Source organism: Pseudomonas sp. 58 R 3, assembly GCF_900006605.1.
Lineage (GTDB): Bacteria > Pseudomonadota > Gammaproteobacteria > Pseudomonadales > Pseudomonadaceae > Aquipseudomonas > Aquipseudomonas salomonii.
This window is the reverse complement of the sequence record NZ_CVTT01000022.1, coordinates 1-25,653: the sequence shown is the minus strand read 5'-3', so window position 1 is coordinate 25,653 and position 25,653 is coordinate 1. Positions and strand designations below refer to the sequence as shown.

Below are 25,653 nucleotides of genomic sequence, written 5' to 3'. Positions count from 1 at the left end.
CGGCTCGTTACGGCCGTGTCGAGGGACCCGGCTGTGGCGACGCCGGGCCTGCCGCCTGCGATGCCGCGACCTCTTTGCGCGACAACTCCAGCAACAACCGCGCCCTTGCGCTACTTCGCTCAACCTCCAGGCGGATCAGTGCCGCCTCGTAGTTGTCCTGGCTGTCGGTGCCCGGCACCCTGTGCGCATACTCGTCCTCCAAAGCCTCATAACGCGCGGCAGCATCGCTCTGCAGCGCCTGGAACTCATCGGGGTAGCGGTCCTTCAGGTACCGGGTCCAATAGTCGCGGGCAATCAGGCTTTCATAGAACGCGTCGGAAGCTTCGGCCTCCAGCACCCGCGCGCGGGCGGTGGTCAACGCCTGACCGCTGATCGGTCGACCAAATGCCATGTACCTGGGTTGCCCAGGCAGCTCGAGTCCGTCGGGCCAGCCACCGGTCATGCCGATGCGGTATTGCAGGCGCACTTCGGCCTGGTCGCGTCCTATGGCGTCGGCGATGGCCAACGTGTCGACGTGGTCCAGCCGGAACAATTGCCGGGACAGCCTCAGCAAACGCTGGCCCCTGACGTGCAAATCTTGCGTCGGAGCCACACCCAGCATGTCCGTTTCGAACACCAGAACTTCCATTGAGCTGAACGTGAGGATACGTCCGTCGATACAGGTGCCGTGGGTTTCAGCGGCCACGAACAACAACTCACGCATCTGCGCGCTGCCGGCCGCCGCTTCAATGACAGTCCATACCCGTCGGGTCAGGTCAGCGGGGACATACTGGTACTCATCAGTCGCGCGCAGTCTCTCGAGTAAGTGGAAAAACCGCTCGTGGCCCGGCTCCCCGGCCAGTTGCTGCCACAACTGCCGCCTGGATTCAATCACACTGCCCGGGGAGTGTGTCAGCCAAGATGCCAACACCGTTTCGCTCGTGTCTGCGCCTGGGTTGAGAATGACTTCCAATGGTTCGTTGGCAGCCTCTTCGTCATCCTCACTGTCGGAACCCGAGTCACTGTCATTACTTTGGGCCGCTGCAATTTCCTCTTCGATCTCGCGCCGGGTCCACCCCATCACGGTGCCCTCGCTATAACCTCTGAGCAGCTCGAAGCTCTCGAGTGAAAGGGACTGGTTCTCGGACAGGTCCGTGCCGCTAACCAATGCGTGATGGTCGCCATCAAGCAACGCTTCAGGAAACGTCGTCAGGTCATTGCCACACAGGTTCAACCTGCGCAGGCTCGGGGTGTCCAATGCGCCGTCTGGCCACTCTGCAAGGCGATTGTAGCTAAGGTCCAGACGCTCAAGCCGAGTGAAAGCCTCGGTACTGAACTCACGCAGGTCATTTCTGGCCAGATCCAACTGCCGCAGGTGGCCGCCCCCCAACTGGCGATACAGAGGCTCAGGATCGCTGATGGCATTGGAGGCCAGTTCCAACGCTTCGAGCTGAGCCATGTGCCCCACCGCTTCAGGAAGCATGGTCAAACCATTGCCGCTCAAGGTGAGTTTGCGCAGCGCGGGAAAACTATTCAGGAAACCTTCGGCACCCGATGCCGTGCACTGCACACCGGTCAGGTTCAGCGTGTGCACGTTGTTGAACTGCACAGTCAATTCAGGCAGGTCATGGGTTTGCAGGCCTTGCAGGCTCAACGTATAACCGGCTTCGGCCGACACGCCGGTTTGCCAGCACTCAACTATATTAAGCGCGATCAATCGACGTTCGTCAGCCAACTGGCTGATGTCGGCGCCGGGCAATTGGCGGGTATACAGCCAGCCGTTCAGCTGGCGCGTCAAAGTCACGTACTCCTCGTGCCAGCCCGTCAACAGGCTATCGATTTGCGCGTCACTCATGCCTCCCTGACGGAGCTGCGCGAACCATTGCCGTGCGTTTTGTTCGGTCACCGCTGGGCTCATCTGCTGCAACCGAGGGACAAACCCCTCAGCCCCTTCGGCCACTGCAATCGGCTCAGGCAATGGCAATAAATAACGTGCCATCGTCATGCCCGTTTCCTGCGGGGGAAACACGTCCGGTACATTTTGCGCGTCAAAACGCGCCAACGCGCCCGCCGGTAACCCCTTCGCGTCCTCGACCCGCAGGCGCGCAGAGGACAGCGCAGCCTCACCCGAGGTGCTGAAGCGGTTACCCGCGAAGTGGGTTTTCATCAGTATCGCATCATTGCTCAACACCTGAGGCGGCAAGGTCGCCAGTAGATTGTCCCGCAGGTCCAGCCAGGCCAATTTCGGCAGGCTCTCGGCTCCGCTCGGCCATGCCTGCAAGGCTGAACCGCGCAGATTCAGCGCCTCAAGCTGCCTCAAGACGCTCACATCCACCTCGTCGAGCGGCGTGCTGCTCCGGCTCAAGTCCAACAGCTCCAGGCCGCCCAGGTCATTGAGTTGTGCCTGCAGTGCCGGCATGACCAGGCTGTTATCGGCCAGGTCTAACCGAGCCAAAGCGGGAAGGTCGCCCGCGCCAATGGGTATTTCAGTCAAGCCAAGCCCTTTGAGTTCAAGGGATTGCGTACCGCTGAAGGCGCGTATGAAGGCACGCATCTGTGCGGGCGTTTCACCCGCCCAGCGCATGCGCAACGTGCGTACATGCGCAAAACTCGCTGCCGGTAACCGGGGCAGCTTCACGCTACTCAGTTGCCCCCCAGAGCCCGTCGCTGGATACGACGGTCCTGGCAAATCCAACACTGATGCCTTGCCCGCTATGCCGTATCGCTCGCCCACTGCCTCCCACCAGTTGGTTTCAAGCACACTCAGTATCTGAGCACTCGGCCCCGCCTGCCATGACTGGGAACGTAATCTCAACTGTCGGGCGGTCTTGACCGGCGAGTAGTAGAACGTCTCAAAAATGCCGGAGTACTGATCGCTGAGGCCATCAATAATGGCAAGCTGTGCCTGCGGGGTTTGCGCGGCTGAGATTATTTTTTCGCGCAGTGCGTCAGCCAAAAATGTATTGCCGGTCAGCGATGCCAACTCGCCCTTGGCATAACCATTGACCATCTGGTGCAAATCAACCAAGTGCCCAAGCTCGCCCCGGTAAGCGCTGACATACTCATAGGCCGGTTGGAAGGTTTCGCGGGTAAACCTCGACCAGTCCATCGACAGCCCCGCCCACAGTCGCTCATGCCCGCTATACAGCGTTTCAGGCAGCGCGCCGATTGCGGTACGGCTCAAATCGAGACGTTCCAGATGGGGCAGGTTCTCGATATTGATCGGCCACAGGGAAAGGCCTATCGGCGCTTCGATTTGCAACCGTTGCAACTGCGTCAACCCCGACAAGTCAAGGTTATTGAGTGCGTCGCTGGAGAACCCACGGTAATCGATATGCAACGCCTCCAGCGAAGTCAGCGTATTGAGCCTTGAGAAAAACTCCGGCGCCAGTTGCTCCGCCGCCGAACCGAACTTCAGGTTTTTGAGACGGGCCATCCTGGAGACCGCCGGGGGCAGTGTCGTCAACGACGTTCGGCCTGTCGGGATGGTCGGCGCCCACAATTGGGTCGTGTCGCCAATCGACAGGGTCTGCACCTCAGGAAACCGCGCCAGGAAAGCCTCAACTCCGGCATCGTTCATCTTCCTTCCGATCACCGTCAGCTCACGGATATGGGAAAAGTCAGTCGGCAATGGCGGCAGATGCTCATCGATATAGAGATGCAAGTGATCGGCACCGACCCCCTTTCCAGCCAACGGCTCCATCCGCCAGGCCTCCTTGAGCTGATGCGCCAGGCGAGTTCTGTATTGGAACGTGGCAGTGTCGGACGCCGTGCCGCCCCAGGTCCCGGCCCATTCGTCAAGTGCCGACACCAGCGCGGTGTATTCACGCTCACGGGTTTGCAGATAATTGAATATCGCCCTGCTATCCTTGCCCTCTCTTTGCAGGTGTCGGATATAGCCGGCAGCCTGCTCATCGTTCAGCCCGTAGAGTGCCTGCGCGCGTGACTCAAGGTTTGCCCCCAGCCCCGCCCCTCGTCCACTGGCGTAATAGCCCACCACCTTGCCATTGAGCCGCACGGGGGGCTTGAACCATTTGCGCTGCGGCTCCAGCCATCGTGCTGCCTGGTTACGATACAGGTCTGCGAATTCGATGATCTTTTCGCGCAGTTGCGCGCTTTGACCCACATGCGGCACATCCAGCCCCTGACGCACTTGATCGGGCATGGCATGCATGAGCGAGGCGTAAAAGTTATCGCCGTCCGAGGGAACGCTATTGAGTTCCTCCCCGCGCTCGTTGAACGCCTGGAAGCGCGGGCCTTTTTTCACCAGGTACTTCTTGTCCCGGGCGGTGTCACTGCCGATGCTGTCCAATAGCGCACCACTCTCACTGCCTTCGCGTACTTCCAGACGTAAGGTGTCCGGCCAACCAGGCAGTTTCTCGAGGGTGTGCAGCGCCAGCCGACGGCTATCTGCCGAGGCCATGGTTTCGCTGCGCAAACCGGCATACGCACGCGTCTGTCGCCCCTCAAGCGCGTACCAGCGCGCCTCCTCAAGCATCGCCAAAGACGGCCGGCGCGTCGCTTGCAAACGTTTGAGGTCCTCCACAGAAGCGTTGGCCAGGGTTTCCTCGGCGGCGGCTTCGCTGAGCCCGGGACAGAGGCGTTGTAGCAGCTTGACCTGGCTGTCTACAGGTTCGGTGCCCGCGTAAATGCTGTCAAAAACAGCCGGTTTGCGGGTCTGGGCATAATCGGCGATTTGCCGGGTAAACTCCTGCGGCCGCAAATCACCGACGCGGGCAGCTTCGCCGCCCAGCAGGCTGGTCACCTGCGACTCATCCAGCGCAGCCAGAATCACCGTGGGCAATTTCCCGTTCAGTACATCGGCACGGGTAATCTGGATCGGCACTTGCGTCCCCGCTCCACGCGGCAAGCGCTCAGAGCCGTACTTCACCGAATCGCCAGTGAACGCTGCCCCCTCGAACACTTGCAGCACGCGCGTTTTCGGCCAACGCGGCATCTCGGTGATCAGAGGCAGGGCAAATAAATAATGGTCGTCGATTGGTTGACTGCCTCGCAACTGCGCTATCACTTTCGAGCTGTCAGCCTCAGCCTTGAACAAGCGCATGGCATCGAGCAACTGCGGAGGCGGCGGCGCCAGGTCAGTGTGCATTTTACGCAAAGCGCTGTCGCTCACCCCACTGACCTGCGCGACCTTGAGCAACTCAGTATCGGAAAACGCCTCGGTTTCATGACCCATGCGCCGCAACAGCGTCAAACGATCCCACTCGGCAGGTCGCTCGAGGGTATGACGCCAGGCCCCCCTGCCGTTGCTTTGCAGCACCGGTTGGTACACCTCGGGATTAGTGGGGTGCTTGATCCGCCAATGCTTGGTCGACTCATCGAAAACCTGTTCATAAACCTGACCGCCCTGGCGCACATAAGTCTTGCCGTTGAGCGTGTACTGCCCCATTGCGTTCGGAGCTGTCCCGGCGTCCAGCGTCACGGGGCTTTCGTAGCCCGTCAGGTCTGGTTTCCAGAGACGGGTCTCACCGTTGGGCAGGGTCACGGGGCTGAGGTTTTCGAGGACCGGTTCAGCCTTGACCGCGCGGTACTTGCCTACCGCCGCCCCCACGCCTGCCATCACCGCGATCTGGGCCAGGTTCTGTGCCACATCGACCAGATGCGCCTTGGCCGCCCGTTTATCGCCCTCGGCCCAGTCAGCCACGCCTTCCACGGTTTGCCAGAGCAATTGCTCAGCCATGACTGCGAGCATGACTTCACCCAACACCGGCACAAACATGGAGACCACGTTGAGCGCCAATATGCCGACCTCCAGCAGGTGCGCCAGCTTGGCTTCCCGCGCCTTTGCATCAACGTCGGCGGTGGGCACTGCATGGGCACGGGCGTCGGCCAGGATCTTGTTACGCTGTTTTTCGTAGAGAAATGGCCAAAGATCGAGAAGCCCGGAATATATGCCTACACCGCGGTAAGGCATCTGGCTGCCGGGCGCAATGTAAGGGTCGCTTGCCGGCTCTCGTTTCGCCGGTTTTTCCGGCGGCAATTCCTTAATACGTGTAATCGGCGACAACCCGAAGATGAACTCCACCAGCCCTCGCCACGGCGAGTTGAAGGGGCTGCTCGGGGAGTCGGCAGACGTCTGCGTAAACTGACTGAAATAGTAAGGCCGCTGCTCATAGGGTACGAACTGGCTGAAAAAGCGCTGATAGGGCGTTGGTGCAGGATCATCCGTCGCCATGCCTTTACGGTCCGTGAACAGGCGCTTGAGCTCGTCGCGCATTTGCTGCCTGGTATAGCGCTTGAGCGGGTGGGCCGGGTCGTGCGGGATATACAGGATCAACTCGTTGCTGTAGGTGTCACCGATGGAAAAATAGACACAGCCTGTCAGTCTTATTTTCATCAGGCTCATGTCGAGCACCCACACACGTTTGTCACCAAGCGTGGGGTAAAGACTGCCGCCGATCACCGCCAGGATCATCGCATGGTCGGCCGGCTCGATATCACCGGCCAACACGGCATAGTCGGCGGCGGCCTTCATGGTTGCCTTCTGGCAGGCGATGAAGTGCTGGCGAAGAGGCGGCTCAGGTTGGGTGTCGACCGGTTCAAAGAACGACGTGAGGTAGGCCTGATACTTTGCGCCGATATCGAGGCTGCGACACAGGGTCATGAACTGGCTGACCGTCAGATTGACGGTCGCAACTTCAAAGGTTGCGGCTTCGGCGGTTTCCCGCACATAACCAGAAGTCGAATGGTACGCCCCTGCCCGGCACTCCCAGGCTTCAAAGTTATGCAGGGCCGCCTGCAGCATCGATATCCTCAGAAACTCGAACGAAGCGACTTCAAGCTCCAGCGCACTGATCGCCAGCGGGCGTCGCAGACACAGAAAGGTTTTGTCGACATCGACCTCTACCTGGTACTGGTCTTTCAAGGCTTTGAGCAACAACGGCCTGGCGAAGGCGTCGACGTCCTGGAACGTTGACATCGCGCTGTCCAACTGAACCTGGGCGATTGCACTGGCCTGGGCGCTTGCAGCGACGGCCTGGCGTTGCAAGGCAGAGGCATTCTGGTACACGGGCGGCGTGACCGGCGCAGCGTGCTTAAGCGCCAACCTGCGCGCAGGCGTTGCATCGACCAGCCATCGGGGCACGGCTTTCTCGAGAAAGTCGCCATGAATACTCAAGGTCGCCGCGAGCTGCCTGTCGGCAGCGCGCGGGGTGGGTAAATCAGACATTCGGTCACTCCTGTGATAGGGAATGACAGAACATCACCGTCCAGGCCTTGGTCGGTGGTGACTATGTAGAGAAGCTGACTGTTGCCAAACTGAGCGAAACCCACGGTGGGGCGGTAGGCGATAATCGCCTACCGCATCTGCGATGACGAAATGCGATTTCCTGTACCGGACCACCCCCGGTTCGCTGAGCCGGCAGCCTGAAAAACACCGGTTTCACACAGAAAAAGGATTTCGTCATGCCCGACCCAACTGCTCCTGCATTACCCGTGGCGCTGAGCCAATTACCCGCCAAAGCCGTTCATGCACATTTCGCCACCCGCCCGGTGTTGTATTCCGTCGTGTTCAACGCACTGCGCAACCTCATCCTGGAGCGCTACCCTACCCTTGAGCTAAACCTGCTCGACGTGCAACTAGCCATTCCGACCTCCACCGGCCACTACACCTACCGATCGTTGATGGAAGTCACCCTCGCGCATGTCCTGAACCCGCAATCGCTGGACCTTCACTCAAAACGCGAACTGCCCTATTACCTGACGCAGCAAATCCCCAAGATTCTGAAACCTGTGCCGCCCGCGCTCATCGACATGAAAGTCATCGCGCAAATCATCGACGAACTGCGCTCATCGCTGTACCTCTATTTTCAGTACGACCTGGCCGACTACTGGAGCGTTATTGACAGCCACGGCAACAGCCGCTGGCAATGGCTGGGCACCTTTCTCAACGGTCAAATGACCGCAGCGGCAGCGGGCCAATCAAGCCTGAACGACACCCAGCGGGATATGCTGACTGTCGTCGCCGCCTGGCCGGTATTACTCGAGCGTCTGCCCCATTCTTCGCCCCCTACCTACACCTATTTCATTGAAAACACTTTCACCACCGCCGATAAGCAAGCGCGCTTGCTGACGCCGCACCTGCTGCTGGTCCGTGAAAAACAAGTGTTGCTGTACAGCGTCGCCGGCGTTATCGAGGCGTTTGACTCCATTGATGCCTTCGGTCAGGCCTGGGGCACGCGGATGCAGGACCAGTACCAGTTCGACAGCATGACCTGGAGGCGCAATGAACCAGACGGCAATGTGTTCGAACAGCAAGCCGGCTTGATCCTCAATCAACAACTTGAAGACTTGGCGACGCTTGTGTTTGAGGGGCAAGACGAGAAAACCCTTGAGCGACGCTTGGACAAAATCACCGATCCGGCGCTGCTTTTTACCAACATCCCGACACCCGCAGCCCCGCTCATGCAAAAAGTCAGTGACCACCTGCCTGAATGGTTCAAGCAAGCCACAGCCACTGACAGCTTTGCCTACCACCGCCACCTTCAGGACATGGCGCGGGTGTTGCGACAAAACCAAGGCCGATCATTCGATCAGGGCATTGAAAGCATCCACCGCTTCAGCCGTGAAGCGCTGCGCAAGCAGATGCAGGCCGATCATGAAGATTTCGACCCCGATGAAGTGGTGCTGGACTTCACCGTGGCGGCCGGGCTTCCAGGCACTGCCGGTATAATCGAGCACGTGCGTATGTCGTTGACAGAACTGGCCCTGAAGAACCTGGCCGGTAAACCCTCTGGCGTGTTGAAGCTATCTTCCAAAGGCGCCACGCCGTTGCCCGCATGGTTGAACGAAGAGTATCTCTTAGGCAGAACCGGCCTGATCCAGCGCGTCGACATCGGTACCACCTACCCGCAAAAAATCAAGGATCTACTGTTGTCCGACACGGATGACGCCCGGCAACGCGAGACGTTGTTCACCCGCGAACTCAAGGTCAAGCTGCCGATGCTGGCGCTGGAGTGCAAGATCCGGCAACTTAACGGCGTTACTGTCACAGGCTACCGGTATGTGAAGGCATTGATGGGTGAGATGCCAACGGACAGAGTCGTCGACGAACAGGAGATCGTCCTGCGCCCTCTGGCCCTGTGTCGTAAACCCGGGGCCAGGCCCGATGAAGTCAACAATGTATTTATCATTGAACCGCGTGACGCCAGCGTCGGCCCGCACTTGCTGTATCGGCCGCTGTATGACGAGGCCCTACATGAATTTCCGACCCGCCAAGCCCTGCTGGATGCGCTGGTCACACCCGGCGAACTGCAAGACAGCATACTGACGTGGCTAACCGACAAGGCCCGCCCCATCTATGACCACGGCGGAATCAAGGAACCTCACATCGTTCATTTCTTGCCTGGAGACGAGTTCACCCCCCCTGAAAAACCAAGCCCTGCCACCCTGGCCATCGATGAGGGCGCTGGCGAATGGATGCAGTCGCAAATCAATGGACAACTGCTCAGCCATCTATTCGGCAGTACTGCAAGGGCCCTGGTTGACCTGGCGGATCGCGAGTCGGTATCCAACAGCGAAAGCCGCTGGGCCGTTATGATGGAAGGTGCCTGGCTGCTGTTCAATACCCTGTTGCTGCCCTTGGTACAGGGGCCGGCCATGCTGGTGGGGTGGTTCATGGTGCTGGTCAGCAGCCTGGAGCAGGATTTGGCCGGCCTGGACAGTGAAGACCCAACCACCCGTGAGTTGGCGCTGATTGATCTGTTGCTCAACACCGCGATGGTGTTGCTGCACACGGCGACACCCACCAACAGGTCACACCAACCGCTGTCGGAACCGAGCGCAGCGGAGCACACCCTACCATTGCGAGCCTGGCGTCGCACCGTGGGCCTGGCCCACCAGCAACCTATCGCAGAGGTCCGCATCGGCTCAGTGGCATTTCCCGGCGAGCCGCCGGCGACAGGCCATACGACGCTGGACTTCAGCCGCTCGATTGCCAGCCCTCAAGCCAGCGCAAAATTGCTCAAGGCACTGTTGGAAGTGAAGGTGCCTTGGCCCGACCCACCACCATCCCCACTGCCCACGGGTGTTCTCAAAGGGCTCTATTGGATTGACGAAAAATGGCATGCCAGCGTTGGCGGGCTGCTGTTTCAGGTGAGCGTGGTGCCCGGTTTCGGCGACGTCTATCTGATTGATCCGCAGCATCCGTTGCATCCAGGCTTCAGGCTGGTCACCAACGGCCAGGGGCATTGGCGGTTGGACCGACATGCCAGGCTGGAGGGGGGCATGCGCAGGACCGGCATCAGCGCACTGCGAGCGCATAAGACCCAACGCATCGCCGAGCTCAGCTCGGAGCTGGCCATCCTCAATCAAGAAGCGCAGGTCCTGGCAAAACATGCCCAACCGTTCAACGAAGCCGTCGTGCGCAGTGGGGCTCAACTTGACGAGCGGCTGCTCGCCTTGAGGAAAGATTGGGAATTACTCAGCAACCCCGAATTACTCCCCGCATTACGCCCCAGAATCGCTGAGCGGCATGAACAAAGGCAAGCCTCGACACTGCACGCCAAAAGCGCATGGGGCCTTGCATTCGAAAACTATCAGGAAAATACACAGCCCTTTATAAACGCACTGGAAGCGTCGGTGGCCAAAGTTGACGAACTGATAGCAGTGGACAGGGTAGAAAAGGAATACACCGATTTACGAAATAACGTCATAACTAACATTTACCAGCATTGGCTATTTACCTATGGCTACCTGCATAAAAAAATCTCACTGACGCTGCAAACCCCGCGCGGCGAAAGCCTTCTTGAATTGCTCAATCGTATGAACAGAGAACTGCCGGACAAGGTCACGGACGGCTACAAGGCGTTCATCCGTGGCGCCACGCAACGATTAGAAGCGCTTAAAGAAGCCCTCGATGCCACAGAAAAATACGAAGCCACACTTAAGCAAGCGGGCGCGGCACTGCATGAAAAACTGTTGAGAGACTTCAACCCTAGTCAACCCATATCCTCATTCCGGATAAAGCAAAACATTTTGTTAGCGTTTATTGAACTGCTAGTGAATCGTGCACTGGATACCGATAAACCGGAACAGCGCCCTTTCCTCGACGTGCTCACGGATCGCCAACTCTACGCCAGTATTAACACGCATACGGAAATACAGACGACTACCGGCTACTCCACCTCAGAGCAAATGGACGTATTCAAGAACTTACTTCAGCAATATGAACAGCTGGGAAGTGCCGTCAGCTCGTTAATTGAAATGGGTTCCCCGCTCATTCAAGAGGACTATAGCGCGCCGTTCCTGGAACAGCTCAGCGAGGCCCGCGCCGATGTTGAAGCACGGCTTGCGAACCTGATCCTGATTGAAGAAAAGATTACCCCTCAACCTGCGCAGGATAAAACCAAACGGCAAAAACCAAGCAACCGGAGGGTGATCAAAACCGTCGACAAGAAGAGCCTGGTGGGCGACATGCGCCCGAGGACGGCTGACGCTTCAGGTAATTACGTCGACATCAAGGACCCGTTCACCAATGAGATCTTCGCCACTTACCATGAACATGCCAGTGAAAACGTCTGGAAAATTGTCGATCCCGACGGTCCGAAAGCAAAGGCTCCCGCGCCTGCGGCTCGATCATTGAAGAGGATAAAGGCGGATGCACAGACCCTCGACGGCCAGCGGGCCGGTATTGATGCGAGCATTCTCTTCCAACAGAGAGGGCTTCGAGAGCCCAGCCGAGTGGAAAGCCTGAGTCCTTACGAATGGGACGTTATGTTGAGCCAACACGCGGAAAAATTCGAAGCCCTCGCCACAGAACTCAAACGCGACCACAGTGCCAATACCGGTGCCATCGTGTTGATCGATGAATACCAGGCCAAGGCCGGAGACGCCACAACAGCGGCCCGCATAGCCTGCGCCGAGGGTTACAAACTACAGCGGCCCAAAGCCGATAAAGTCGCCTATTTATGGAAGCATGGCTTTGTCGATATCAATCTGCTGGGCAGTCGTATTCCACTGGCGGCCGGTGACTTCCTCACCGAGTACGTGATTCGTGACCGGAGCAAAATCAAAGCAGGAGCAACGTTCGAAGAGACCGTGTTGTGGTACGCCCACTTCCACTACCCAGCCGTCGATACGCCGCCCTCGCAATCGCCTTTCGGCCACCTCAAGACCAAAGAGGATCGGCGTTTCACCCGTGCTCAACTGATCGAGAAGGCACGCTCGAGCAACCGCGCGTTAGTCATCTACGAGACCGCTAAAATCCGGCCACCACTGGACCAAGAGTTGTTTCTCAAGCTGGAGGTACTGATACCTGAGTGAAGTTCCAGGTCGGGCGGCCAGATTGTCTATGCTCTGTAGGATAATCCGGCTGACGAGGGCTGTATGGACGATCCAATCGATAACAAGCCGCCGACCTTCTGGCAGATGCTGCACAGCGTGATGGCGGCGGCTTTCGGCGTGCAAAGCGGCAAGAACCGCGCCCGCGATTTCACCCACGGCAAGCCCAGCCACTTTGTGATCCTGGGTATTCTGTTCACGGCAGTGTTTGCCCTGACCCTGTTTGGCATCGTCAAGCTGGTGCTGCACCTGGCCGGCGCCTAACGCAGCAGCAGTTGCAGGCTGAACGGGTAGCGATAGGACGCGGGCTTGCCCACGGCCGACAGCGCACGGAAATCCACCGCCGTTGTCGGCCCTGACAAGCGGCGGGCCTGCGCGCTGTCGATGAGCTGGAACAGCGCCTGCTGGCGATCACGCCCGCCATAGGCGCTGATGTCGAGCCCCTGGGCATCATCATGGATCAGCACCATGGCCCAACCGCCCAAGGTGAAGTGACCTGCAACCAGAGTGGTCAGCCGCCCCCCAAGACGCGCCTGCAGGATCTCGGGCGAGCTGTTGACCGCGCTGAACAGAACGTCCTTGCCCGGCACCCGCCCGCTGTCTTGCAAGGCCTGCATTGCCCCCAGCGCCATCTCGTCATTGGCTGACCATACCAGCGCTGTCTGTGGGTAACGCTTGAACATCTGCGTGCCTTGTTCAAAGGCGCGTTGACGGTTCCACTCACCATAGACCAATTGGCGCAGGCGCACTTCGGGGTGCTCGGCCAGGGCCCGGCGCAAGCCTTGTTCGCGCAGTTGCGCGGCCGGGGTATTTTTGGCGCCGGAAAACGCCAGCAGGCCGAGCGACTCGCCTGGGGCGATCGGGCCATGTTGGCGCACAAGATCAGTGAGCATCAGATAACCGGCTTGCTCGTCGTCGGCCACCAGGCTGCCGATCCACTGCGCGTCTTTATGCGCATCGAGCAACTGCATCTGGTCGGCGGTGAGCGCATTATTGACCATCAGCAACCTGACCCCAGTGCCCTGGGCCATGCGCAGAATCTGCGGGGCGACGTATTGCTCATTCACCAGCACCAGGTAATCGGGCCGCTCGCCGCCTTGCAGCGCCTCACGGGCATGAGCCAGCGTGTTATCCGCGTTGCGGTCGGAATAACGCACACGCAAATCCAGGCCGAGGTCCTTGGCGGCGGCCTGCATGAATTGCGCGTAGCTGACCCAAAAGGTTTCCGTGGACGCGCCCGGGTTGAGAAACACCACTGACGTCGCCTGGGCCATCGCCCCATAGACCGACCCCAGCAACCCCACACACGCAATCAGAACCTTCAACATGGTTGTTTGTGCCTCGAATATTGATCGCCATCATAGTGGCAATGCGACAGTCAATCGAGGTTCAATCAACCTTCTTTATTGGTGGCTAACCCAGAACACGGCGGTTCCAACCACCAGGATTATCAGAAACAGAATGGCCCAGGCATCAACGGTACTGTCAGGTTTACGGGCTTTGGTGGAGTTGCTCATCGCATCGCCTCTTGTCGGTTTTATAGGTGATTGCACGAAGACACGAGCACAGTAAAGTTGATGATTGCCCGCATGACAAATGTGGGTATCGCGATAACGGTTCTCATTAGTCAATTTGGTTATTTACATATACTCAAACATCACTTTTGCGCATAAACGCAAACTGGTATCGTGCGCCGGCTCCGTTGGGAGTGCGCGGCCGTGCGCGCAGATTTGCCGAGAACAGGACCTATATGTACGTATACGACGAATACGATCAGCGCATCATCGAGGACCGCGTCAAGCAGTTCCGTGATCAGACCCGACGCTACCTAGCAGGTGAACTGAGCGAAGAAGAGTTCCGCCCTCTGCGCCTGCAAAATGGCCTTTATGTTCAGCGCTTTGCGCCGATGCTGCGGGTTGCCGTGCCTTATGGCCAACTGACCTCGCGCCAGACGCGCATGATGGCCAAGATTGCCCGCGACTTCGACAAAGGCTACGCCCACATCAGTACCCGCCAGAACGTTCAGTTCAACTGGCCGGCGCTGGAAGACGTGCCGGACATCCTCGCTGAGCTGGCGACCGTGCAGATGCACGCGATTCAGACCAGCGGTAACTGCCTGCGCAACGTGACCACCGACCAATTCGCCGGCGTTGCCGCTGACGAGCTGATCGACCCACGCCCGTGGTGCGAAATCGTGCGCCAGTGGACCACCTTCCACCCGGAATTCGCCTACCTGCCGCGCAAGTTCAAGATCGCCATCAATGGCTCGACTTCGGACCGCGCAGCGATCGAAGTGCACGATATTGGCCTTGAGCCGGTGCACAACGCCGCCGGCGAGTTGGGCTTCCGTGTGCTGGTGGGTGGCGGCCTCGGCCGTACGCCGGTGGTCGGCGCCTTCATCAATGAGTTCCTGCCCTGGCAGGACCTGTTGAGCTACCTCGACGCCATCCTGCGGGTTTATAACCGCTATGGCCGTCGTGACAACAAGTACAAGGCCCGGATCAAGATCCTGGTCAAGGCGCTGACCCCTGAGGTATTTGCCCAGAAGGTCGACGCCGAGATGGAACACCTGCGCGGCGGCCAGACCACCCTGACCGAAGCCGAAGTCCACCGTGTGGCCAAGCACTTCGTCGACCCTGAGTACAAGGCCCTGAGCAATCAGGACGCCGAACTGGCGGCCCTCGACCAGCAGCACCCAGGCTTTGCCCGTTGGCGCACGCGCAACACCCTGGCGCACAAAAAACCGGGCTATGTGGCCGTGACCCTGTCGCTCAAACCTACCGGCGTTGCCCCGGGCGATATCACCGACAAGCAGCTGGACGCCGTCGCCGACCTGGCCGAGCGCTACAGCTTCGGCCAACTGCGCACCTCCCACGAGCAGAACATCATCCTCGCGGACGTCGAGCAGAGCCAACTGTTCACCCTGTGGGGCGAGCTGCGCGAAGGCGGTTTTGCCACGCCGAACATCGGCCTGCTGACCGACATCATCTGCTGCCCGGGCGGCGATTTCTGCTCCCTGGCCAACGCCAAGTCGATCCCGATAGCCGAATCGATCCAGCGCCGTTTCGACGACCTGGACTACCTGTTCGACATCGGCGAGCTGGACCTGAACATCTCCGGTTGCATGAACGCCTGTGGTCACCACCACGTCGGCCACATCGGCATCCTGGGCGTGGACAAGAAAGGCGAAGAATTCTACCAAGTGTCCCTGGGTGGCAGCGCCAGCCGCGATGCGAGCCTGGGCAAGATCCTCGGCCCGTCCTTCGCCCAGGAAGCCATGCCCGAGGTGATCGGCAAACTGATCGACGTGTACATCGAACAGCGCACCGAAGATGAGCGTTTCATCGACACCTACCAGCGCATCGGCATCGACCTGTTCAAGGAGCGCGTCTATGCAGCGAATCATTAAGAACAACGAAGTCCTCGACGAAACCTGGCACCTGCTGCCCAAGGACGCGAGCTTCGACGGCATTTCCAACTGCGACGACCTGATTGTGCCGCTGGCCCTGTGGCGCGAACACGCACACGCCCTCAAGGCCCGCGACGGCGGCCTGGGTGTGTGGCTGGACGCCGACGAGGAAGCCGAAGAGATCGGCGACGACGTGCAGCACTTCCAGGTCATCGCCCTGAACTTCCCGGCCTTCACTGACGGGCGCAACTACTCCAACGCGCGCCTGCTGCGTGACCGTTATGGTTACAAGGGCGAATTGCGCGCGATTGGCGATGTGCTGCGCGACCAGCTGTTCTACCTGCGCCGTTGCGGGTTCGATGCCTTCGCCTTGCGCGCCGACAAAGACCCGTATGAAGCGCTGGAAAGCCTCAAGGACTTTTCGGTGACCTACCAGGCTGCCACGGATGAACCGTTGCCGCTGTTCCGTCGCCGCTGAGCCTGCTGCTGTGAAAAACCCTGGCTTGCCAGGGTTTTTTATGGGCTGCATTTAGTTCAATACACGAACCAAATACCCACGCCCTCGGCCGAGCAACCTTCATACCCGCAATATCCAATAAAGCCTATTGAAAAAGAGGAATTTCCTACATCCAAGAACCACAACAAAACCAGCCCCATCCGACATGACTAAACAGAACTCCGGCGTTTCTAATAGCGGCACTTTAGAACAGGATTTTTCCAATGTCGGAACTGCTCTCCCCCTCTGACTCACAAGCACTGCGCGATCAGCCCGCTCCTGTGTCCACCGTAACCGCTCCACTGCTATCGGATCCTGAGTTCGATTTGCGTGGCGTGGCATGGAACCCTTTGTGCGATGCGGCAACCCCCTTGATCGGACTGGTCATCCGTCTACGCAGGCTGGACCAACACAATGATGTGCCGGCTCTATACCAAAGCGTGCACAACGATATCGCCGCAATAATGGAGGAAGTAGGCCAACTGGGCTATGAACCCGGCACGCTCAAGGCCTACTCCTACAGCCTGTGCCTGTTGCTGGATGAAGTGGTCATGCGCACGCCGTGGGGAAAATCCTCGCAATGGAGCCAAAGCTCGCTGCTCAACGCCTTCCACCAGGAAACCTGGGGCGGCGAGCGATTTTTTACGGTGCTGACGCGTATGACCCAGGACGCCGCCAGATACCAACACATCCTGGAATTCATGTACCAGTGCCTGATTTCCGGCCTGCAAGGCAAATACGCTACCCAGGCCAACGGTGATGATGAAATACAGAAAATCATCGACCACTTGCATAGCCTGCTGCGCCCCCTGCGCGGCGAGACACCCACACGCCTGACTGACCCGCTGACTAACGTGGCACCACGCAATTATCGGATCAAACGCACTTGGCCGCTGTGGACACCTTGGGCCTTGGCCGTCGTTGTGCTGAGCGTGGCATACACAATCTACGCAATACGCCTGGATGCAATCACTCAAGAAGTGCTCGTATCCCTGGAGCGGGTGCTGGAGCTCTAACACCTTCCCCCCAGAGAACCGCCATGTCCCGTCACAGCGATCTGCGTTTCACTTTTGAGCCGCTCAAAGGCGATGCCTTAGAAGTTGTTTCATTCAAGCTCGAAGAAGGCCTGTCCCAACCGTTCAAGTTAACACTGGAGCTGGCAACCCATAATGCCGCCATCGATTTTAACCGGGTACTCGATTTGGCCGGGCTGTTCACGCTCTGGCGCGATGAAACCCCGGTGCGTCACGTCCACGGCTTGGTCAGCCTGTTCCAGCAGGGTGATACCGGCTTTCGCCGCACCCGCTACACCGCCGTGGTCGAGCCGACCCTGAAGCGTTTTGATCTGCGCTCCAACTGGCGCATCTTCCAGGCCCAGACCGTGCCCGACATCATCACCAGCATGCTGGCCGAGCATAAGCTGACCGATATCCGCAGCGAAATCTGCTTCGAGCACCAACCCCGCGAATACTGCGTACAAGCCGGTGAAACCGACCTCGATTTCATCGCCCGTCTCGCCGCCGAAGAGGGCTTGCTCTACACCTTCGAACACCGCGCCGACGGCCACACCCTCATCCTCACCGACCGCGTCGGCGGCCTGGGCACCATCGGCACCCATACCGATTGCCCGGTGATCTACCAACCCATGGGCGGCGGCGACGCCACGGAACCGGCACTGACCCGATTCCACTACACCGAACAGGTACGCACTGCGCGCCAGGTGCAGCGCGACTACACCTTCACCCATCCGCGCTACAACCAGCAGCACACCGCCACCGGCGACCAGGACCTGAACAACCAGCACAAGGACTACGAACGCTACGACTATCCCGGCCGCTACAAACGCGACATCGCCGGCAAGCCCTTTACCAAGACCCGCCTGACCGCCCTGCGCAATGACGCCAAGCTGGCGCACGTGGCCGGTGACGATGCGCGCCTGCAACCGGGGCTGGCGTTCGACCTCAACGAGCATCCGCGTGAAGACTTCAATGATCGCTGGCGCACCGTTACTGTCACACACGAAGGCAAACAGCACTGCAGCCTGGAGGAGGAAGCATTCGGCAGCGACAGCGGCACCTCCTACGAAATGACGGCCAGCGCGATCCACTGGATGTCCGACTGGAAAGCGCCGCTGTGTGACAAACCCTGCATCGACGGCCCGCAGATCGCCACGGTGGTCGGCCCGCCAGGGGAAGAGATTTATTGCGATGAATGGGGCCGGGTCAAGGTGCAGTTCCCGTGGGATCGCGCGGACAAAAACAACGACCACAGCTCGTGCTGGATCCGTGTCACCCAAAGCTGGGCCGGGGCGACCTGGGGCTCCATGGCCATTCCACGTGTGGGTCAGGAGCTAGTGATCAGCTATTTGGACGGTGATCCTGACCAGCCGATCGCCACTGGGGCGGCCTACAGACAGACCAATCTGCCGCTCTATCAACTGCCCAAACACAAGACACGAATGACCATCAAAAGCCGCACCCACAAGGGCTCTGGCTTCAATGAGCTGCGCTTCGAGGATGAGTTGGGCCAGGAAGAGGTGTTTATCCATGCTGAAAAAGACAAGAACATCCACATCAAGCACAACAACACCACTTTCGTGGGTAACGACCGAAGCGAAAAAGTCGAGCGTAACGAACAAATAGAAATAGGTCACGACCGTAACGAGCGAGTGGGCAACGATGAGCGCGTTGTTGTCGTTCAGGACCAGCATCTGGAAGTGGGCCGCGATCGAACACACAAACTGGGGCGTAACCATCACATCAGCATTGGTGGTGACCGAATCGAGGAAATTGCCAATGATCGATCTGACAATATTGCTGCTGACCACAACGTGCAGATTGGCGGCAACGTTGAGCAATCCGTGGGCAACCGTTTCCACCTCTCGGCAGGACAATGTATTGAGCAAAAAACTCGAGTGTTTGATCTTGCATCGGGCGAGCGCCTTGTTCTGAGAGCTCCCGGGGGCAGCATCACAATCGATGGCAACGGCATTACGCTCGATGGTCTGGCCATCAGGATCAAAGGTCCCGTAACCACAGACCCGCTCGGCACGGCTAACCCACTTGGCCTTCCACAGAATCCTGCACTACCGACGGGAGCGTTCCTGGGACGCTACACGTTGCTCAAAAACGATCAACGTGCTTTTGCAGGCTATCGATATCGCATCACGGACGGCACGGCGCTCCTTGCCGAAGGCCTGACCTGCCCTCGGGGTGGAACTGAGTGGACAGTGACTGAGACATCCACCTCCGTGCAGGCCCACAAGGCAATCATGCGCGACGACCAGCAAATTACCGAAACCTGGCAGCCCTATCTGATGGCCGTTGATGACCAAGGCTCCCCCGTTGAAGCCACCGCCATTTTCCCCGACGGTTTTCTGGATCAACACAAGGGAGAACGTGACTGATGCCAGGTCCTCTAGCCCCCGTTGTCGCTCGGATTATCGACGGTGCCTATCGCGCCTATCGTACTAATCAAGCATTTGAAAACACCAAAACCGCCGCCGAGCTCGCCCAGCTCGCCTTGGAGATTGCCGAGCGCAGGAAACAGATCAAGGACACGCTTCGGGCCACCATTGAAGCGATGACCCATGAAATCGAGGTCAAAAGCTCAACCTTTGCCGTGGTGGATCGCGGCGGCAACAGCACGGTTTCCCGGCGAGGCCAGGAGAACATTACGTTCAAGGAGTACATCGAACGCAAGGTGCCTTTTCGCCCGGCGATCAGCCAGGTCTGCACCGTTGCGTTGCAGATGCCAATCAAGGTGCCACGCCGGATTCGCAAGAAAATCGCCGGCGATACCGTGGAAACCACCATTGAAATCGCCCTGAAGCAATTCACCGCCTCACTGTTTTTTGAAGCCGTGGACGAGGCGCTGGGGTGGCGTAGCCCGCTCAAGGCAGAGCCCAACTACAACGGCAACAGCAAGAAGGCGTTGTTGGGTGACCCGGCTACGCGGCCCAAACGCTTTGGAAGTGCAGTACAGCCTTTTTGGCCACGGCCCAAGGGTTTGCTTGCGCCGGACCTGGTGGTGGTTGAGTACCGGCAGGAGCCTTTTGAAACCGAGAATGTGTTTGCGGCGGTGGAGATCAAGTTTCCGGGGGATTGGGTGAGAGACGAACAACTGAATGATTACGTCCGGCTCATGACACCGCAAACAGGCGTCAATCCACCCAAAGTCGGCAAGGAGAAAGTTGCGCTTTTGAGGGTGCCGGAGGATTGCGTTGGTTTCGCAGCAGATGAGAAGAACAACTCAACAACCAAAGGCAACAAAAACAGGAGATAGCCGTGAGTACCACTCATAGACTGTTTGACGAAGAAGAGCGTGATGAGTTTATTGCAGAGCTTAAAGAGTGGCCCAACACCGACTGGGGTACTGATGAGGTAGCCCGTCATAGCATCAGCCCTTTCCTAAGCTTCTATTTCCATCCCTCCCGTGACGACCATCGGGATGTCGCGCTATTGATGGTGGATATTCACGAAGCCTTCGAGCAACTGCTTGGCCACCCATACACCATGACAATTCATCCAGACGCAGATCGCCCTCATCCCTACCCCGAGGAGGAACCTGAGCTGCGCAAGCAGGCCATGGATGCCCATCCAAGCCTTACCTTCGCTTTCTGGTTCACAGACGAAGCAAACCATGCCTCCTCCCCGACGACGGCAGGTCATTTCTGGCGCAGTCCGCTCGAGGCAGAGGGAACCAGAACCAATTATTCCTCAATTTCATTCTACTACCGCTGGCAATGGTGGCTGGACAACCGCGATGCGTGGCGCCAGTTCGTGCTCAGGACCATTGACCTGCTCAAGGCTCATCAGGTCTACAGCGGTTTCGCCATGGCCAACCCAATGGAATATGGCACGCGGGCGGAAGTTACCACTTGGGAGCGCGCGCTGACCTCGGCTTTCTATGGGCTCGACATCGAATACCCTTTTGGCATGCGCGACGAACTACCCAACGGCATCCGCCCTCCCACCTGGGCCTTCCTGCTGGCCGACCACTGGCGCGAAAAACTCAACCTCACCCGTGAACAGGTACGCGACGCGCTGGCTCACCCACGTATCAGCATCACCGAACTGCACAGCGGCCAGTGGATCGAGCTGGGTGAACAACCCGAGCTTTATCCCGTCGAACACGGCGTGCCCGAGCTGCCCATGCTCTTGAACAAACTGCTCAAGCCTATCCGCTATGACGACTTGGGATTACTGGGCTTCGGCCAATGGGACGGTGACCCCAATGAGCGTTTTACCGACGCCGACAGTCGACGTTGGATGGCCCGTTTCGATGCCAACAGCGACTGGCCAACGACTGCATCCCGCCACATAGCACCTGCGCCCACCGCCCCAGCCAAAACGTCGGGAACGTCCGTGCCGTTGAGTATGGTTGCGGGTATGGCATGCAACCAAGCCGGATGGTGGTGGGTACCGGAGCTGGCTGATTCGCGGCGCGAATTCAAACAAGGGGATATTTTGCCAACGCTCGCAGACAATCTCGTGTTTTGGCAACGCGATCCAGACCAGACACCGCCAGAACCCGCCCGGCAGGCTCACAGCAACGAACCGGCACCTCGCGCCGGCCACTGGGAAATGGAGCTTGATCGCTGCGTGAATTGCACGGTCCAGCTGAATGAACACCTTCCACTGCATGAAGGCAGGAGCGTGCGCTGGTTGTGGGCCGTGAGCGGCATGCGTGCATGCAGCGGTGAAACCTGCCCTTATCCAGGACTGTGGGTCTGCGATTACAAAGCGGGAACCGAACAGGTATTCGAATACGGGGTCCGACTTCCCCAGGTTGATGATGAGAAAGTTGTCTGGCGTTGGCTGGGAATAGTGCAGGTTTGAGTGACACCTGCTGCGCCGCCATGACCCAATCTTCACATTAAAGGCTGAACATCCGCCCTGTTCAAACTGTCCTCTACTGATCAGCAGCCTTTAACCTCACTGACGATTGGAGTTCTTCATGGCGAAAATCAACCTGGCCCAGCAGTTGGCGACCACCCTTGAACAGGCGGGCATCAAGCGCATCTGGGGCCTGACCGGCGACAGCCTCAATGGCCTGACCGACGCCCTGCGCACCATGGACAGCATCGAGTGGATGCACGTGCGCCACGAAGAAGTGGCCGCCTTCGCCGCCGGCGCCGAGGCCGCTGCCACCGGCGAGTTGACGGTGTGTGCCGGCAGCTGCGGGCCGGGTAACCTGCATTTGATCAATGGCCTGTTCGACTGCCATCGCAACCATGTGCCGGTGCTGGCCATCGCCGCGCAAATCCCCTCCTCCGAGATCGGTCTGAACTACTTTCAGGAAACCCATCCGCAGGAACTGTTCAAAGAGTGCAGCCACTTTATCGAGCTGGTCACCAACCCGGCGCAGATGCCCCAGGTGCTGCACCGCGCCATGCGTTCGGCGATCCTCAATCGCGGCGTGGCGGTGGTGGTGATCCCAGGCGATATCTCGCTGCTCGAAGTGGAAGACAAACTCAAGCCCTGGCCGGCCCTGCACGCGCCGCGCACCTTGCCGGCGGAACAAGACCTGCAGCGCCTCAGCGAAATCCTGCACAGCAGCGAGAAAGTCACCCTGCTGTGCGGCAGCGGCTGTGCCGGCGCCCACGACCAGGTGGTAGCCCTGGCCGATGCCCTGGGCGCGCCGGTGGTGCATGCCTTGCGCGGCAAGGAGCATGTGGAGTGGGACAACCCGTTTGATGTGGGCATGACCGGCCTGATCGGCTTCAGCTCCGGTTACCACGCGATGCTCAACTGCGACACGCTGATCATGCTCGGCACCGACTTCCCCTATCGCCAGTTCTACCCGACCGATGCCAAGATCATTCAGGTCGACCGCAACCCGCAGGCGCTGGGCCGTCGCGCCACCCTGGACCTGGGCATCGCCGCCGACGTGAGCGAGACCATCGACGCACTGCTGCCACGCCTGACACGCAAGACCGACCGCAGCTTCCTCGACACCTCGCTCAAGCACTATGAGAAAGCCCGCCAAGGTCTGGATGACCTGGCGCAGCCATCGAAGGCCGACCGACCGATTCACCCGCAGTACGTGGCGCGCTTGCTCAGTGAGCTGGCCGATGACGATGCGATCTTCACCGCCGACGTCGGCTCGCCCACCGTGTGGGCGGCGCGGTATTTGAAGATGAACGGCAAACGTCGCCTGATCGGCTCGTTCAACCACGGTTCGATGGCCAATGCCATGCCCCAGTCCATCGGCGCGCAGGCCGCGTTCCCCGGGCGCCAGGTGATCTCGATGTCCGGCGACGGCGGCTTCGCCATGTTGATGGGCGACTTCATCTCGCTGGCGCAATTGAAATTGCCGGTGAAGGTCATCGTGTTTGATAACTCGTCACTCGGGTTTGTCGCCATGGAGATGAAGGCCGCCGGCTACCTGGACACCGGCACCGAGCTGAAAAACCCGGATTTTGCCGCCATGTCCAATGCCATGGGCATCCTCGGCATTCGCGTGGAACAGTCCGAAGACCTCGAACCGGCCTTGCGCCGCGCCCTGGCCCATGACGGCCCGGTGCTGGTGGACGTGGTCACCGCTACCCAGGAATTGGTGATGCCGCCGACCATCAAGCTGGAACAGGCCAAGGGTTTCAGCCTGTACATGCTCAAGGCGGTGATGAGCGGGCGTGGCGACGAAGTGCTCGAACTGGCGCGCACCAACTGGTTGCGCTGAGCGTCAGTGGCGACGCACAGCGCCGTAGCGGACCACCACCTGGGTGATTATCTCAACCAGGCGCGGGTCCGCCTCGGGCGCGCTGAACAGGCGGAATTCGGCATCCGGCAACGCGGGTAAACCGTGTTCGGCGCCGAGTACCGTCAAGCCCGGCCCGACTTGGCTCTGCGCCATGGGTGCAATCGCAAACCCGGCCAACGCGGCGGCATGCAGCGCCGCATAACTGCTGCACTGCATGGCGCTGCGCTGGGCGATGCCGGCCTGGGCCAGACGGGTCAGCGCCGCCTCGCGGTACGGGCATGGCTCAGGGAACAAGGCCAGTGGCAACGGGTTCGGCAAGGCCACCAGCGGCTGCCCGGACCAAGCCCAGACTAATGGCTCACGCCACAGCGCCAAACCTGGCTCACTGGATTCGCACAACGAGCCGACCACCACATCCAGCTCACCCTGCTTCATCAAACTCAGCAACGAACCGGGAATGCCCACCTGCACGCTGATATGCATGCCAGGGTATTGCGCCGCGACGTTTTGCAGCTCACGCAACAGGCGCGCGTCCGCGAACTCTTCCGACACGCCTACGCGCAGGTTTCCTTCAAACGCCGAACGCGTCAGCTCGGCCCAGGCGTCCCGGTTCAGGGCGAGGATGCCACGGGCATAGGCCATCAGCCGTTCACCATCGGGCGTCAATTGCTGTGAGCGCGTGGTGCGGGTGAGCAAGGGTTTGCCCACCTGCTCTTCCAGACGGCGCAAATGCCCGCTGACGGCCGATTGCGTCAGGTGCAGGCGCTCTGCGGCGCGGCTGAAACCGCCTTCATCGACCACAGCGACGAAGGTTTTGAGCAACAAGGCGTCGAACATATTCTGATTGGTGATCAATAGGTGATGAAAAGACGATTTATATTCCAATCAGCATTATGTTGCAATGCTCTGGTCAACTTACCCGAGGCCCCACCATGACCACGCTCCTGCACATCGAATGTTCGCCGCGCAAACAGCGCTCCGCGTCGCTGGAAATCGCTCGCCAGTTTATCGCCCGCTACCAGCAGAACGCCCCGGATACTCAAGTAGTGACCCTGGATTTATGGGCGCTGGACTTGCCGGAGTTTGCCGGGCCGGTGATGGACGCCAAATACGCGGGCATTGCGGGTACGCCATTAAGCGATGAGCAAAGCGCGGCGTGGACCACCCTCAAAGCGCTGGCGGCTCACCTGCATCGGGCAGATGTGTTGGTGTTCTCGGTGCCGTTGTGGAATTTCGCGATCCCCTACAAGCTCAAGCACTTTATCGACGTGGTGTCGCAGAAGGACGTGCTGTTTGAGTTCAGCCCGGAGCATGGGGTGCGGGGCTTGCTGCACAACAAAATCGCGGTGAATGTGTATGCGCGGGGGATGGATTTTTCGGCGCCTGGCGCGCAGGCGATGGACTTTCAGAAGCCCTATATGGAGGCTTGGCTGGGGTTTATCGGGGTGACCGATGTGCACTCGCTTTATGTGGAAAAAACTATTTTGGGGGCGGAGGTGGATCTGGTGTCGCGCCTTGAAAGTGCGGGGGTGGCGCTGAAGCTTGCTGACCGATTGGGGTTGGTTGGGGGTTAGGGTCTGCTGAGTGTATATCCGTTATTTAGGTAACGGCGGCTTATGGTTTCGCTCTTACAGCGACTCACTTTTCGAAGGACCGAAAAGTAAGCAAAAGGTCCTCGCCCCAACACTCGGTGCCTCGCTGTGGCTCGGCATGCCCGCAATCCGACACTGATTTGGGGGGCCGCCGCCACGCGCCATCCATGGCG

General features: G+C 59.2%; 13 protein-coding genes. 10 read left to right on the top strand and 3 right to left on the bottom strand.

Annotation, left to right across the window (positions count from 1 at the left end; all coding sequences use genetic code 11):
* Positions 1-7: 7 nt before the first annotated feature.
* Positions 8-7,168, bottom strand: a complete 7,161-nt coding sequence (locus BFP92_RS02030; RefSeq protein ID WP_065911412.1) for an NEL-type E3 ubiquitin ligase domain-containing protein — start codon at positions 7,166-7,168, stop codon at positions 8-10.
* 236 nt (positions 7,169-7,404) lie between these two features.
* Between BFP92_RS02030 and BFP92_RS02025 the strand changes: the two genes are divergently transcribed.
* Complete coding sequence (locus tag BFP92_RS02025) at positions 7,405-12,261, top strand: dermonecrotic toxin domain-containing protein (RefSeq protein ID WP_065911409.1); 4,857 nt, start codon at positions 7,405-7,407, stop codon at positions 12,259-12,261.
* A 63-nt stretch (positions 12,262-12,324) separates the two neighbouring features.
* Positions 12,325-12,543 (top strand): DUF2970 domain-containing protein, encoded by a 219-nt coding sequence (locus BFP92_RS02020; RefSeq protein ID WP_065911407.1) that lies wholly within the window; start codon positions 12,325-12,327, stop codon positions 12,541-12,543.
* On the opposite strand, the gene BFP92_RS02015 is transcribed toward BFP92_RS02020, so the two are convergent.
* Positions 12,540-13,607: an ABC transporter substrate-binding protein gene (locus tag BFP92_RS02015; RefSeq protein ID WP_065911406.1), complete on the bottom strand. Its 1,068-nt coding sequence runs from the start codon at positions 13,605-13,607 to the stop codon at positions 12,540-12,542. The two genes, BFP92_RS02020 and BFP92_RS02015, sit on opposite strands and share 4 nt — an antisense overlap.
* A gap of 422 nt (positions 13,608-14,029) precedes the next feature.
* Between BFP92_RS02015 and BFP92_RS02010 the strand changes: the two genes are divergently transcribed.
* The 7 genes from BFP92_RS02010 to poxB all read left to right on the top strand — a co-directional run bounded on the left by BFP92_RS02010 (position 14,030) and on the right by poxB (position 23,867).
* Positions 14,030-15,688: a nitrite/sulfite reductase gene (locus BFP92_RS02010; protein ID WP_017136919.1), complete on the top strand. Its 1,659-nt coding sequence runs from the start codon at positions 14,030-14,032 to the stop codon at positions 15,686-15,688.
* Positions 15,672-16,166, top strand: a complete 495-nt coding sequence (locus tag BFP92_RS02005; RefSeq protein WP_058421468.1) for a DUF934 domain-containing protein — start codon at positions 15,672-15,674, stop codon at positions 16,164-16,166. Before BFP92_RS02010 ends, BFP92_RS02005 begins: the two co-directional genes overlap by 17 nt.
* Positions 16,167-16,408: 242 nt before the next feature.
* Positions 16,409-17,200, top strand: coding sequence for a type IVB secretion system protein IcmH/DotU (gene icmH / locus BFP92_RS02000; protein WP_083221682.1), 792 nt, complete (start codon positions 16,409-16,411; stop codon positions 17,198-17,200).
* A 23-nt stretch (positions 17,201-17,223) separates the two neighbouring features.
* The gene (gene tssI / locus BFP92_RS01995; protein ID WP_065911405.1) at positions 17,224-19,590 is read left to right on the top strand and encodes a type VI secretion system Vgr family protein; all 2,367 of its coding nucleotides are present in this window, start codon (positions 17,224-17,226) and stop codon (positions 19,588-19,590) included.
* A complete protein-coding gene (locus BFP92_RS01990; protein WP_065911403.1) occupies positions 19,590-20,468 on the top strand; it encodes a VRR-NUC domain-containing protein in 879 nt (292 codons plus the stop codon). Before tssI ends, BFP92_RS01990 begins: the two co-directional genes overlap by 1 nt.
* Before the next feature lie 2 nt (positions 20,469-20,470).
* A complete protein-coding gene (locus tag BFP92_RS01985; protein WP_065911401.1) occupies positions 20,471-22,024 on the top strand; it encodes a type VI immunity family protein in 1,554 nt (517 codons plus the stop codon).
* Between the two features lie 118 nt (positions 22,025-22,142).
* On the top strand, positions 22,143-23,867 hold the full coding sequence (gene poxB, locus BFP92_RS01980) for a ubiquinone-dependent pyruvate dehydrogenase (protein WP_065911399.1): 1,725 nt from the start codon (positions 22,143-22,145) through the stop codon (positions 23,865-23,867).
* Between the two features lie 3 nt (positions 23,868-23,870).
* On the opposite strand, the gene BFP92_RS01975 is transcribed toward poxB, so the two are convergent.
* Complete coding sequence (locus BFP92_RS01975) at positions 23,871-24,725, bottom strand: LysR family transcriptional regulator (protein ID WP_058421483.1); 855 nt, start codon at positions 24,723-24,725, stop codon at positions 23,871-23,873.
* Between the two features lie 95 nt (positions 24,726-24,820).
* On the opposite strand from BFP92_RS01975, the gene BFP92_RS01970 reads away from it, so the two are divergent.
* A complete protein-coding gene (locus BFP92_RS01970; protein WP_065911397.1) occupies positions 24,821-25,462 on the top strand; it encodes an FMN-dependent NADH-azoreductase in 642 nt (213 codons plus the stop codon).
* Positions 25,463-25,653: the final 191 nt, after the last annotated feature.

Excerpts from the sequence above, each read along its gene's own strand:
- tssI (WP_065911405.1), top strand. The coding sequence starts at position 17,224 with ATGTCCCGTCACAGCGATCTGCGTTTCACTTTTGAGCCGCTCAAAGGC.
- BFP92_RS02025 (WP_065911409.1), top strand. The coding sequence starts at position 7,405 with ATGCCCGACCCAACTGCTCCTGCATTACCCGTGGCGCTGAGCCAATTA.
- BFP92_RS02005 (WP_058421468.1), top strand. The coding sequence starts at position 15,672 with ATGCAGCGAATCATTAAGAACAACGAAGTCCTCGACGAAACCTGGCAC.
- BFP92_RS02010 (WP_017136919.1), top strand. The coding sequence starts at position 14,030 with ATGTACGTATACGACGAATACGATCAGCGCATCATCGAGGACCGCGTC.
- icmH (WP_083221682.1), top strand. The coding sequence starts at position 16,409 with ATGTCGGAACTGCTCTCCCCCTCTGACTCACAAGCACTGCGCGATCAG.
- BFP92_RS01990 (WP_065911403.1), top strand. The coding sequence starts at position 19,590 with ATGCCAGGTCCTCTAGCCCCCGTTGTCGCTCGGATTATCGACGGTGCC.
- BFP92_RS02030 (WP_065911412.1), bottom strand. The coding sequence starts at position 7,168 with ATGTCTGATTTACCCACCCCGCGCGCTGCCGACAGGCAGCTCGCGGCG.
- BFP92_RS01970 (WP_065911397.1), top strand. The coding sequence starts at position 24,821 with ATGACCACGCTCCTGCACATCGAATGTTCGCCGCGCAAACAGCGCTCC.
- BFP92_RS02020 (WP_065911407.1), top strand. The coding sequence starts at position 12,325 with ATGGACGATCCAATCGATAACAAGCCGCCGACCTTCTGGCAGATGCTG.
- poxB (WP_065911399.1), top strand. The coding sequence starts at position 22,143 with ATGGCGAAAATCAACCTGGCCCAGCAGTTGGCGACCACCCTTGAACAG.
- BFP92_RS01975 (WP_058421483.1), bottom strand. The coding sequence starts at position 24,725 with ATGTTCGACGCCTTGTTGCTCAAAACCTTCGTCGCTGTGGTCGATGAA.
- BFP92_RS02015 (WP_065911406.1), bottom strand. The coding sequence starts at position 13,607 with ATGTTGAAGGTTCTGATTGCGTGTGTGGGGTTGCTGGGGTCGGTCTAT.